The sequence below is a fragment of the Aequorivita antarctica genome, from assembly GCF_007997155.1.
Classification (GTDB): Bacteria; Bacteroidota; Bacteroidia; order Flavobacteriales; family Flavobacteriaceae; genus Aequorivita; species Aequorivita antarctica.
Window position 1 is genome coordinate 16545 of sequence record NZ_VORT01000001.1, and the last position, 12546, is coordinate 29090.

A 12546-nucleotide genomic window follows, 5' to 3' on the forward strand; every position below is an offset into this window, starting at 1 on the left:
AATTTTATTACCTTTGCCTTCACAAAATTAGGAATATGATCCAATCCATGACGGGCTACGGCAAAGAAATTATTCAACTGCCATCCAAAACTATTACCATTGAAATTAAATCGCTTAACAGTAAAGGACTTGACCTCAACACACGTGTGCCTTCGGCCTATCGTGAAAAAGAGCTTGAAATCCGTGACTTGCTAGCTAAATCATTGCAGCGTGGAAAAGTAGATTTTTCACTTTACATTGAAGTTACGGGCGAAGCAGTTACAACCCAACTTAACGAAAGCGTTGTTAAACAATACATAAAACAATTGGCGAACGTTGTAAATGGTGATCCCGTGGAGCTTTTAAAAATGGCGGTACGTATGCCCGATGCCATGAAAACAGAGCGCGAAGAAATAGATGAAAAGGAATATGAAACCATTCTAAAAGGAATTGACAGCGCATTGGAGGCCATCAACAAGTATAGAACCGACGAAGGTTTGGTATTGGAAAATGACTTTTTGGATCGCTCTAAAACCATTTCAAAATTGCTAGATGAAGTGATTGCCTTGGATCCCGAAAGGATTGACGGTGTAAAAGAAAGACTTCGCAAAGCGGTTGCTGATTTAAAGGAAAAAGTGGACGAAAACCGTTTTGAGCAGGAATTGATCTACTATCTTGAAAAATACGACATCACCGAAGAAAAAGTGCGTTTAAAAAATCACCTCGATTATTTTGAACAATCACTGAATTCGCACGATTCAAACGGAAAAAAATTAGGGTTTATCACTCAGGAAATTGGCCGTGAAATCAATACCATAGGCAGCAAGGCAAATTATGCGCCCATGCAACAAGTAGTGGTGCAAATGAAGGACGAGCTGGAAAAAATAAAGGAACAAGCACTTAACGTTCTATAGATGGAAGGAGGGAAATTGATAGTGTTTTCGGCACCCTCTGGCAGTGGAAAAACCACAATTGTGCAGCATTTGTTGAAACAAGAAGATCTCAACTTGGAGTTTTCAGTTTCCTGTACTTCTCGGGAACCTCGCGGTGATGAAAAACACGGAGAAAATTACTATTTCATTTCACTCAAAGAATTTAAGCAGCACATCAAAAACGATGATTTTTTGGAGTGGGAAGAAGTGTATCGCGACAATTTTTACGGCACCTTGAAAAGTGAAGTGAAGCGTATTTGGAGCCATGGCAAAAACGTAATTTTTGACATTGACGTTGTTGGCGGACTTCGCATTAAAAAGAAATACCCCGATAAAACCTTGGCTGTTTTCGTAAAACCTCCGAGCATTGACGAGCTGAAAATCAGACTCAAAAAACGCAAGACTGAAAGCGATGAACGCATCAATATGCGTATTGCAAAAGCTTCAGTGGAATTGGCTACAGCACCACAGTTTGACTATATAATCAAAAACCACGATTTGGAAACGGCTCTAAACGAAGCACACGATTTGGTGGAGGGTTTTATAAAACAATAAAAAGCAACATCTAAAATTTGAAATCTTCAAAAAAAATAGGACTCTATTTCGGCACTTTCAACCCAATACACGTTGGGCATTTGATAATTGCCAACCACTTGGTGGAGTTCAGCGATTTGGATGAAGTTTGGTTTGTAGTAACTCCTCACAATCCCTTAAAAAAGAAAAAAACACTTTTGGAAGATCATCATCGGCTTGCAATGGTTCGCATTGCTGTTGAAAATTATCCAAAATTGCAAGCAAGTAACGTGGAATTTGATCTTCCGCAGCCAAATTACACTGTGAATACTCTGGCTTATTTGGAAGAAAAATATCCCGAAAAAAACTTCTGTTTAATTATGGGCGAGGACAACTTGAAAAGTTTCCCGAAGTGGAAAAACTATGAGATTATTTTAGAACGCTATTCAATTTATATTTATCCCAGAATTTCCGAAGGAACTTTGGAAACGCAATTCGAGAATCACAAAAAGATAAAAAAGATTGATGCCCCAATTATTGAACTTTCTTCAACATTTATCCGCAAAGGCATAAAATCTGGAAAAAACATTCGCCCTATGCTTTCGACGGAAGTTTGGAAGTATTTGGATGAGATGAATTTCTATAAATAAAAAACCGCCCCACCAAATTAACACTTGGGGAGCGGCCTCAACTAAATAACCAACCAAAATCATTGAAACTACTTTCGTATTCAAGGGTAAACCCATTTCAATAATCAAAACCCATAACGCCATAAATCAAGGAATGATTGTGCTGCCATTCTTAAGCTATTGTTAAAAGTTTCATCTGATGACAGTAATTGTTTTTCATAGGACAGATGGAACATCCGAATCTTCTTTTTCCCTTCTGATTTAAAATAGAGTAATGGATGTTTTGGCAGATATTATGTACTTTTGATTTATTAATTCAATTAAATGTCAGACAAACCAAAATTTGCAGTCTTTGGCGGGGGAAGCTGGGCCACGGCAATTGTAAAAATGCTCTGTGAAAACCTAGACGAAGTAGGTTGGTATATGCGCAGTAAGTCTTCCGTAGATTTTATAAAGAAGAACAACCACAACCCAAACTATTTAAGTTCAGTGGAGTTTAACCTGAAACAATTAAAACTCAGCACAGACATTAATGAGACAGTCTCCAATGCCGATTATCTAATCTTCGTAATTCCTTCAGCCTTCCTTAGCCAAGAACTTGAAAAACTGACGGCTTCTTTAGAAGACAAAGTAGTTTTTTCAGCCATTAAAGGCATTGTTCCCGAAACCAGTCTGATTGTTGGTGACCACTTTAATACGCATTATAAAGTTCCGTTTAATAACATTGGTGTTATCTCTGGTCCTTGTCACGCTGAAGAAGTTGCGCTTGAAAGACTTTCCTATTTAACCATAGCAAGTGCAGACGCAGAAAAGGCAAAATGTCTTGCATCGGTATTAAGCAGTGATTATATTAAATGCAACATCAGCGACGACGTTTTAGGTACTGAATATGCCGCCATGCTTAAAAACATTTACGCTGTTGCCGCAGGAATTGCACATGGCCTTGGCTATGGCGACAATTTCCAAAGCGTTTTGATGAGCAACGCCATCCGCGAGATGAAAAAGTATGTGAAAAAAGTTCACAAAATGAAACGTGATATTAATGACTCTGCTTATTTGGGCGATTTGTTAGTTACGGGCTATTCCTTGTTTAGCCGAAACAGAATGTTCGGAACAATGATTGGAAAAGGCTACACCGTCAAAAGCGCCCAAATGGAACTGAGCCAAATAGCCGAAGGTTATTACGCTACAAAAAGCGCTTATAATCTCAACCAGCAAAAGGGAAAGAAAAAGGCCAAAACCCCAATAATAGATGCTGTTTACGCAATTCTTTATGAAAATAAGGATCCCAGAAAGATATTTAAAAAGCTAACGGAAAAGTTGGATTAAAAAAAAGCCCCGCTACTAGTAGCGGGGCTTTTTTTAATTTTTAATGTCTTTATTGATTTTTTCGGGTAAGTCTTCATAACCCATATTAAAAAGGGTAAATCCAAAAATATCGGCATATTGCTCAATAGTTTTACTTACTGGCGTTCCCGCTCCGTGGCCGGCATCGGTTTCAATTCGTATTAAAACAGGATTGTTTCCTGTTTGTTTCGATTGAAGTTCAGCAGCGAATTTAAAACTGTGCGCTGGCACCACCCTATCGTCATGGTCGCCAGTGGTAATCAATGTTGCAGGATATGCAACCCCTTCTTTTACATTGTGCAATGGCGAATATCCTTTTAAATATTCAAACATTTCTTTGTTATCTTCTGCTGTTCCGTAATCATACGCCCAACCAGCACCAGCCGTGAAAGTGTGGTAACGAAGCATATCCAAAACTCCAACTGCGGGAAGCGCTACTTTCATCAAATCGGGTCTTTGGGTCATTGTTGCTCCTACTAACAAACCTCCGTTTGAACCACCACGGATTGCAAGATAATCGCTAGAGGTGTAATTGTTTTTGATTAAATATTCAGCCGCAGCTATAAAATCATCAAACACATTTTGTTTCTTCATCTGTGTACCGCCGTTGTGCCATTTTTCACCATATTCGCCACCGCCACGTAAGTTTGGCACTGCATATATACCGCCTTGTTCCATCCATACCGCATTAGCAATACTAAAACTTGGAGTTAAGCTGATGTTGAATCCACCATAACCGTATAGTATCGTTGGATTTTTCCCATCCATTTTCAAGCCTTTTTTGTGGGTAATAATCATCGGGATTTTTGTTCCATCCTTGGAAGTATAGAAAACCTGATGGCTTTCGTAGTTTTCTGGGTTGAAATCTATTTCGGGTTTTATGTGTAATTCTGAAGCGCCACTCGCAATATCATATTTATAAATGCTTCCGGGAGTTACATAATTTGTGAAGGAATAATACAGTTCCTTTTCTTCCTCTTTTGTTCCGAAACCACCGGCGGAACCTACCCCAGGAAGTTTAATTTCTCGAATCAATTTCCCATCATAATCATACTGCATCACTTTTGAAACCGCATCGACCATATAATTGGCAAAAATATTTCCACCACCAGTGTTGGCAGAAAGCACATTTTCAGTTTCAGGAAGAAACTCCTTCCAATTATCTGGAGTCGGATTTTCAGCATCTACAGTAACAATTTTTTTGTTCGGTGCGTTCCTATTGGTAACGATGTATAGTTTGGAACCAACATTCTCCATAATGAAAGTATCTGAATCAGTATCGTTCAAAATGGTAACAAATTTAGAATCTGGTTTTGTAAGATCTTTTATAAAAAGTTTATTTCCCGTGGTTGAAGTACTTGCCCTGATAATTAAATAATGGTTGTCTTCGGTTACACTTCCGTTTATGTAGCGGTGCTTTTCTTCAGGTGTTGCGCCAAAAATAACTTTATCGTCACTTTGAGGTGTACCTAATTTATGATAATACACTTTGTGTTGATCGGTCTTTGCTGAAAGTTCACTGCCTTTTGGTTTGTCATAACTAGAATAATAGAATCCATCTTCTCCCTTCCACGAAAGCCCACTAAATTTAATGTCTTTCAAAGTATCGCCTACCAATTCCCTAGTTTCGGTTTTCATTATCAACACTTTGCGCCAGTCGCTTCCACCTTCAGAAATGCTGTATGCTAATTTGCTTCCGTCCTTGGAAAAACTAGTTTCGCCCAAAGAGATTGTTCCATCCTCCTTAAAAGTGTTAGGATCTAAAAATATTTCAGCGGTGTTTGGATCTTCTCCAGTTTTATAACGGTAGATAACATATTGATTTTGCAGCCCGTCATTTTTGTAGAAATAAGTATAGTTCCCTTCATGAAATGGTGCGCCTACTTTTTCATAATTCCAAAGATCGGAAAGACGGTTTTTTAATTCTTCCCGGAAAGGTATTTTGTTCAAATAATCAAAAGTTACTTCGTTTTCAGCCTTTACCCACGCTGCGGTTTCCTCGCTACGGTCGTCTTCCAGCCAACGGTATGGGTCTTTTACCTCAACACCAAAGTAGGTGTCCACGGTATCTATTTTTTTTGTCTGCGGATAGGTCACGGAAATTACTTCTTTTTTAGGTTCTTCTTTGCAGCCAACAAAGGCAAGGATTAAAATTGCAGGAACGATTAAAAACTTCATAAGATTTTATTTTTTACGAAATGCAAATGTACATTTTTTAAATGTATAGAAAATAGTAGAGAAAAGAAAAAGGCCTCCATTTCGGAAGCCTTCATTTTAACAAAAACATTCAATTTCAGAGAAATAATGGTCTGTAAACTTTCCAATGTTTGTAGATCAATATAGCGTTTAAAGCCAAGATCACTATAGCTATAATAAGCCCTGGTGTATCCATAAACAAATGGAATAGCAAAATATTCAACGTGATAGGCGCAAGTAATAGTAAAGCAAATGGCACCCATTTGTTAAACAGCAGGAGCAATCCAATAAAGAGTTCAAAAACTCCAACAACTTTCAGAATGTATCCTGTGTTGCTGAGAGAATCAATAAAAATAGCAGCATCTCCTGTATAGATATGCGTTGGCATAAAGTTGAAGTGCATCAGTTTGCTCAGTCCAAAAAATATTAATCCCAAGCCTAATATAATTCTTAGGATTTTAGTAAAAGTTGAATTCATAGGCTTTAGGTTTAAAGGTTAATCCTTAAAGATACTGAAAAATAAAAAATGCACCTTTAAAAAAAGTGCATTTTTTTAACAAATCTTTAAAAAGATTCCTTTATTTTATCTTAAAAAACTAAACGAGATTGTTGTTCAACAAATATTCTGCTATTTGAACAGCATTGGTTGCAGCACCTTTCCGAAGGTTATCACTCACTATCCACATATTTAGGGTATTGGGTTGCGTTTCATCACGACGAATGCGCCCAACGAAAACATCGTCTTTGTCGTGTGCGTAAATTGGCATTGGGTAAGTGTTGGTGTCTGGGTTATCCTGAACAGTGATCCCTGGAGTTTGGTGCAGAATTCTGCGGATATCTCCCAATTCAAAATCATTTTCAAACTGAACATTTACAGCCTCACTATGGCCTCCTGCGGTTGGAATACGAACGGCTGTTGCAGTAACTGAAAACGTGCGGTCACCCAATATTTTTTGTGGCTCGCGTGCCAATTTCATTTCTTCTTTGGTGTAGCCATTAGGCTCAAAAACATCGCAATGCGGTATTGCGTTTCGGTGGATTGGGTATGGGTAAGCCATTTCCCCTTTTATTCCAGCCATTTCATTCTCCATTTGCTGAACGGCTTTAACGCCAGTCCCAGAAACAGATTGGTAGGTGGAAACAACTACCCTTTTCATCTTATATTTTTTATGAAGCGGCGCTAAAGCCATTACCAACTGTATGGTTGAACAATTTGGGTTGGCTATTATTTTATCGTCTTTGGTCAGCAAATGTGCGTTGATTTCGGGAATGATTAGTTTTTTATCGGCTTCCATTCTCCATGCAGAAGAATTGTCGATTACAGTAGTTCCAGCCTCCACAAATTTTGGCGCCCATTCTAAGGAGATGCTTCCGCCAGCAGAAAAAATGGCGATGTTGGGTTTTGCAGCAACGGCCTCTTCTAAACCGATTACTTTATGATTTTTCCCTTTAAAAGAAATTTCCTTCCCCACAGATTTTTCCGAAGCTACCAAAAGTAGTTCGTCAATTGGGAAATTTCGTTCGTTCAACACTTTTAACATTACTTCGCCAACCATTCCAGTGGCTCCTACCAAAGCTAATTTCATTTTAATTGAATTTTACGCAAAAGTAGTTTATAGCAAGTTATTTTTTCTGAATTAAAGGAAAAAAAGAACCCTCCAAAGCTTTAGGCGAAGAAGGGTTTAAGGTTAGAATATGTAATGCAGCGGTGGCTGAAATTTATTTTTTTCTTAGTTCGTCGCGGATTTCTTTTAATAAATCTACTTCTGATGGGCCTGGAGGTGGTGCTGGAGCTTCTACTTTTTTGGCTCTTACTTTTGCGTATGCCTTAACAATTAAAAACAATACAAAACCAACGATTACCAAGTTTATCAAAGCATTGATCCACCTTCCGTACATAACAGCATTTTCAGGTTTGGCAACTTCACCATCTGGGCCAATTACAGCCGGATCAAGCACGTATTTAAGGTCCGCAAAATCCATTCCACCAGTAAAATGGCCAACGAGTGGCATAATCATGTCATTTGTAAATCCTGTAACAACAAGCCCCACAGCGCCTGCCAAGATTACAGCAACGGCAAGGTCTACCACGTTGCCGGTCATAATAAAATCTCTAAATTCTTTTAACATGTTGATTGGTTTTAGAAGTTAATAGCTACTAAAATACTCAAAAGAATTCATTAATTTAAAAAATGAATTCTAATATTATTTGCGGCAAACAATCCTTTTTACTCTTTGTGAAACTGCAGTAATTAATTCATAAGAAATAGAATTTATTGCTGCTGATAATTCTTCAGCATTTGCGGAAGGGCCAAAAACGATGGCTTCATCACCTTCCTCGCAGTTAATATTAGTAACATCTACCATTATCATATCCATGCAAACGTTGCCGAGAATATGGGCTTTTTTTTCGTTTATAGTTACCCAGCCCTTTCCTCTACCGTAAGAACGTGGAATTCCATCTGCGTGACCAATGGGAAGCGTTGCGGAACGCGTTGTTTTTTCAGCAATAAAGCCTCGGTTGTAGCCTACGCTTTCACCTTTTTGTACCGTGTGAATTTGTGAAATAACTGTTTTTAAAGTCGCTACAGGCTTTAAATGCTTGTTTACTTCTTTGTCGTTTCCGAAGCCGTAAAGACCAATGCCTGTGCGTACCATGTCAAAATGTGCTTCGGGATAGTTGATAATTCCAGAAGTGTTTACGCAGTGAAGAAGTGGCTTATAACCAAGTTTCACTATAAGCTCTTCTGAAATTTTCCGAAAACCTTCAATCTGCCCTAATGTAAATTCTTTCTCATTTAAATCCTCACTCGCAGCAAGATGTGAAAATGCTGATTTCACTTTTACGCTTGTGGTTTTCGAAAGTATTTCAACAATAAAAGAAATATCACTTTCATCAAAACCCAAACGGTTTAAGCCTGTATTGAATTTTAAATGAATTGGATAATTGGTCTGTTTTTCTGCTTCCGCAAAAGCGATAAACTCTTGCAAGGTTTTCCGAGAATAAATGCTCGGCTCCAAACAGCGGTTTACTATTACCTCAAAACTAACAGGAAGCGGATGTAGCACCAAAATTGGCGTTTCGATATTTGCAATTCTGAGCGTCTCACCCTCATTAGCGTATGCAACGGCGAAATAATTAACGCCCAAATCAACAAGTTCCTTTGCAATAACTACAGAATCGCTTCCGTAGGCAAAGGCTTTTACCACGGCAAGTACTTTGGTTTTAGGCTTTAGTTTTGAAGTAAGGTAACTGTAATTATTGTCGAGCGCGTTAAGGTTTATCTCCAATAAAGTTTCGGTGGCTTTGGGCATTTAAACTTGAAGTTTATATTTTTTTCTATTATTGATTGCTCTGAAAAATTCACCCTTTTAGGATATGGGCTAGAGTTTTTCTAGGCTTGTTTTCCTGTTTTTTCAGAAGATTTGTTTTCGCGTATTTCTTCGGCTTCTTTTACCTCCAGTTTCACTACTTTATCCCGAAGTTGTGCTTTATAATAAGCGGCGCGGCTCAAAGGCTCATATTCTTCTGTTTCACCAAGTAAAACCAAGGCTTCACTTTTTGCTTTTCTATAACTATAATGGGCAAGATTTCCGGTGCGGGTACAGACGGCGTGTACTTTGGTAACATATTCCGCAGTTGCCATCAAAGCGGGCATTGGACCAAAAGGATTGCCTTTATAATCCATATCAAGTCCTGCTACTATCACCCGAACGCCACGATTGGCAAGGTCGTTGCACACTTTCACTATTTCATCATCAAAAAACTGGGCTTCGTCTATACCAACCACATCACAGTTATCTGCCAAGATTGGAATATTTGCAGCCGCAGGAACTGGGGTGGAACGAATTTGGTTCCTATCGTGACTTGTAACGGAATCTTCAGTGTAGCGCGTGTCTATGGAAGGTGTGAAAATTTCCACTTTTTGGCGGGCAAATTGGGCACGTTTCAACCGTCGGATAAGCTCTTCAGTCTTTCCCGAAAACATGGAACCACAGATTACTTCAATCCAGCCAAATTGTTCTTTCTGATTTACGGTATTTTCAAGAAACATAGTTTAAATTTACGCGAAACAATGGCACTAATACTTTTTCCAAACGAATGTTCAACTTGAAGATTGCTTAAAATCTTTTTAAAACAATGGATTTAGACAAGAAAACAAAAATAGTTGACGTTTACATAAAGGATGCGTAAATTTATAAAAACAAAATAGAAATTCAGTTTAATTTAAAAAGATATGAAGAAGAAACTCCGCGAGCAGGTAACAGTGCTTGCAAAGCAACTGATTGAAGAAGAAAAAACATTTAAAACCGCTTCCATAAAGGGATTGGTAGGCGAGCTCTATGAAAAGTTGGCTGTGCTTGAATATCTTGAAAATCAACTAGAGGAGCCTTCCGAAAAACCAATAGCAGCGTCTATGGACTCCAAAAGTTTCCGAGAGGAAAACTGGTTTACAGAGCCTGAACCCGTACCTCAACCCGATCACAAAGAAGATCTTATTGAGCCATTGATGGAAAAAATAAAGGACATTGTTGCGCAAATGCCAGAAGAGAGCGAGCGTATCGATGAACTATTGGATGAAATACTTCCGAAAAATCTCGAGACTAAAACTGCCGAAATACAGGAAAAATCAACGGTAAAGTATGTAAAAAATGATTTGGAGGAATTCGCCTCAAACTACCAGCAAATGCCAGAGTTTGAACGAAAAACTACAGAGCTTTTCCCAAAATCAGTTGAAGGGACCGAAGCCAGCAAAACGATGACGGAATCGCGCGCAAAATCTTTGAACGATACCGTAAACAAAGGTTTAAACATTGGATTAAACGATCGATTGGCTTTCATAAAACACCTTTTTGAAGGGCAGACCGAAGATTTTACACGCGTGCTTTCGCAAATAAACACAATGGAAAATTATGAAGAGGCGCAAAGTTTCATCAAAGGAAAAGTAAAACCCGACTATAACTACTGGTTAGAAAAAGAAGAATATTCAGAACGTTTTATGAACATCATTGAAAAGCGTTTTAACTAAATCCCACATTTTATGACAGCCCAAAAAACAATCTACTGGATAGCCACTGGGTTGCTTAGTACCCTGTTTCTGTATTCGGCATTTATGTATTTAACAGATACGGCGGTAATTGAAGGCTATTACCAAGATTTTCAATATCCCACTTATCTAGTAATCCCAATGGCTCTCGCAAAAGTTTTGGCAATCATTTTTATCCTGTTACGAAAACCAAAATGGGTAATGGAGTGGGCATACGCGGGTCTGTTTTTTGATATGGCGCTGGCTTCTTTTGCACATTATAGCATAAACGATCCGGCAATTACCCTGCCTTTGGTTGGAATTATTTTACTATTGACTTCATATTTCTTCGGAAAAATCGTTCGCGCATAAATTATGGGAAAACTCTATTTGGTACCCACTCCTATTGGCAATTTAAAAGATATGACCTTTCGCGCTGTTGAAGTGTTGAAAGACGTAGATTTAATCCTCGCCGAAGACACCCGAAACAGTGGAAAACTGATGAAACATTTTGAAATTGGCACCCAAATGCATTCCCACCACATGCACAACGAGCACAAAACGGTGGAAGGCATTGTAAAACGCATCCAAAATGGTGAAAACATTGCGTTAATAAGTGATGCCGGAACTCCAGCCATCAGCGATCCTGGATTTTTATTGACTCGCGCCTGTGTGGAAGCTGGTATTGAAGTAGATTGCTTACCTGGTGCCACAGCTTTCGTGCCAGCACTTGTAAACAGTGGATTCCCAAATGATAAATTTGTGTTTGAAGGATTTCTTCCTGTGAAAAAAGGAAGACAAACCCGCCTCGAACTTTTAGCCGAAGAGACCCGAACCGTTATTTTTTATGAATCGCCGCACAAGTTGCTTAAAACACTCGCCCAATTCGTTGAATTTTTTGGAGCAGAAAGACAAATTTCCGTTTCACGCGAACTCACCAAACTTCACGAAGAAACCATCCGCGGCACTGCGGAAGAAGTATTGAAACATTTTGAAAACAAGCCGCCTAAGGGGGAGATTGTGGTGGTGGTTGCTGGAAAAAAATAAAGATTTTTAAAGCGATTCAGCTATCAAAAATCTGCAATCGTTAATCTAAAATCAAATATGTTTCCCTTTATTCCACCCATGCTTCCCCAGATACTGCTCACCACTTTCCGCAGCACCATCTTTTAGACAACGCAACGGAAAGTTTTAAAAAATCAAGAAGAAAAAAGTTCTTGATTTTTTAAAACAACCACCATACACCACGGGAACTAAACATGCTTCCCCTTATTCCATCCATGCTTCCCCAGATACTGTTCGCCACTTTCCATAGCACCATCTTCAATAGAAGTTCCCATAGAATCGTTCCAACGGTTTAAATATCCAAACAACGAAATAACGCCCAGCATCTCCACGATTTCTCCTTCGTTCCAGTATTTGTAAAGATTTTGTTTTATTTCTTCATTCACCGCATTGGGCACTTGACTTGCGGCTAAAGAAAAGTCCAGAGCAGCCCGCTCAGCTTCCGAAAAAGCGGAATGGGTTCTATATTCCCAAATATTATCGAGTTGCTCCTGCTCCGCTCCGTAACGTTCCGCAGCGCGAATGGCGTGTGCTTGGCAATAGCGACAACCCGAAGCATTACTGCTCACCCAAGCAATCATTCTTTTTAAGGCTGACGTAACACGTCCCTCATTCGCCATTACGGCTTTGTTGAGATTGATAAACGCTTTGCTTATTGCAGGACGGTGCTGCATCGTGAGCACACTATTTGGGCAAAAGCCAAGTGTTTCATTGAAAAATTCGGCCAATTGTTTTGTTTCGGCGTCGTGGTTTGGGGAAAGTGGGGTTACTAATGGCATTTAAAATGTTTTTTGAACTTCCAAAATACAAAATAGAATTTGTAATTTTACAACTCTCTCCTTTAAAATTAATAATCAC

14 protein-coding genes are annotated in these 12546 nt (G+C 38.9%); 7 read left to right on the forward strand and 7 right to left on the reverse strand.

Features of this window, described 5'->3' with window-relative positions:
• Positions 1-35: 35 nt before the first annotated feature.
• From ESU54_RS00095 to ESU54_RS00110, 4 genes are all read left to right on the forward strand, one after another.
• Positions 36-893: a YicC/YloC family endoribonuclease gene (locus ESU54_RS00095; RefSeq protein WP_111843140.1), complete on the forward strand. Its 858-nt coding sequence runs from the start codon at positions 36-38 to the stop codon at positions 891-893.
• Positions 894-1466, forward strand: coding sequence for a guanylate kinase (gmk, locus tag ESU54_RS00100; RefSeq protein ID WP_111843139.1), 573 nt, complete (start codon positions 894-896; stop codon positions 1464-1466). It abuts the gene before it with no gap.
• A 17-nt stretch (positions 1467-1483) separates the two neighbouring features.
• Positions 1484-2074 carry a nicotinate (nicotinamide) nucleotide adenylyltransferase gene (gene nadD / locus ESU54_RS00105; protein WP_111843138.1) on the forward strand — a complete coding sequence of 197 codons (591 nt, stop codon included), beginning with the start codon at positions 1484-1486 and terminating at the stop codon, positions 2072-2074.
• Between the two features lie 303 nt (positions 2075-2377).
• Positions 2378-3382, forward strand: a complete 1005-nt coding sequence (locus tag ESU54_RS00110; protein ID WP_111843137.1) for an NAD(P)H-dependent glycerol-3-phosphate dehydrogenase — start codon at positions 2378-2380, stop codon at positions 3380-3382.
• A gap of 33 nt (positions 3383-3415) precedes the next feature.
• Here ESU54_RS00110 and ESU54_RS00115 read toward each other — a convergent pair whose 3' ends face one another.
• The 6 genes from ESU54_RS00115 to ESU54_RS00140 all read right to left on the reverse strand — a co-directional run bounded on the left by ESU54_RS00115 (position 3416) and on the right by ESU54_RS00140 (position 9651).
• Entirely contained in the window at positions 3416-5578 is a 2163-nt protein-coding gene (locus ESU54_RS00115) for a prolyl oligopeptidase family serine peptidase (RefSeq protein ID WP_111843136.1), read from the reverse strand.
• Positions 5579-5693: 115 nt separating this feature from the next.
• The gene (locus ESU54_RS00120) at positions 5694-6074 is read right to left on the reverse strand and encodes a DoxX family membrane protein (protein WP_111843135.1); all 381 of its coding nucleotides are present in this window, start codon (positions 6072-6074) and stop codon (positions 5694-5696) included.
• A gap of 118 nt (positions 6075-6192) precedes the next feature.
• Positions 6193-7182: an aspartate-semialdehyde dehydrogenase gene (locus ESU54_RS00125; RefSeq protein ID WP_111843134.1), complete on the reverse strand. Its 990-nt coding sequence runs from the start codon at positions 7180-7182 to the stop codon at positions 6193-6195.
• Between the two features lie 133 nt (positions 7183-7315).
• Entirely contained in the window at positions 7316-7726 is a 411-nt protein-coding gene (mscL, locus tag ESU54_RS00130; RefSeq protein ID WP_111843133.1) for a large conductance mechanosensitive channel protein MscL, read from the reverse strand.
• A gap of 75 nt (positions 7727-7801) precedes the next feature.
• Positions 7802-8911, reverse strand: coding sequence for an alanine racemase (gene alr / locus ESU54_RS00135; protein WP_111843132.1), 1110 nt, complete (start codon positions 8909-8911; stop codon positions 7802-7804).
• 80 nt (positions 8912-8991) lie between these two features.
• Positions 8992-9651 carry a thymidine kinase gene (locus ESU54_RS00140; RefSeq protein ID WP_111843131.1) on the reverse strand — a complete coding sequence of 220 codons (660 nt, stop codon included), beginning with the start codon at positions 9649-9651 and terminating at the stop codon, positions 8992-8994.
• A gap of 183 nt (positions 9652-9834) precedes the next feature.
• Here ESU54_RS00140 and ESU54_RS00145 point away from each other — a divergent pair, with 183 nt between their 5' ends.
• The 3 genes from ESU54_RS00145 to rsmI are packed head-to-tail and all read left to right on the forward strand — an operon-like array spanning position 9835 to position 11670.
• Positions 9835-10626 (forward strand): hypothetical protein, encoded by a 792-nt coding sequence (locus tag ESU54_RS00145; protein WP_111843130.1) that lies wholly within the window; start codon positions 9835-9837, stop codon positions 10624-10626.
• A 12-nt stretch (positions 10627-10638) separates the two neighbouring features.
• The gene (locus ESU54_RS00150) at positions 10639-10995 is read left to right on the forward strand and encodes a DoxX family protein (RefSeq protein WP_111843129.1); all 357 of its coding nucleotides are present in this window, start codon (positions 10639-10641) and stop codon (positions 10993-10995) included.
• 3 nt (positions 10996-10998) lie between these two features.
• Positions 10999-11670 (forward strand): 16S rRNA (cytidine(1402)-2'-O)-methyltransferase, encoded by a 672-nt coding sequence (gene rsmI / locus ESU54_RS00155; RefSeq protein WP_111843128.1) that lies wholly within the window; start codon positions 10999-11001, stop codon positions 11668-11670.
• Positions 11671-11876: 206 nt separating this feature from the next.
• Here the strand turns inward: rsmI and ESU54_RS00165 are convergent, their stop codons facing one another.
• On the reverse strand, positions 11877-12467 hold the full coding sequence (locus ESU54_RS00165) for a carboxymuconolactone decarboxylase family protein (RefSeq protein WP_111843127.1): 591 nt from the start codon (positions 12465-12467) through the stop codon (positions 11877-11879).
• Between the last annotated feature and the right edge of the window lie 79 nt (positions 12468-12546).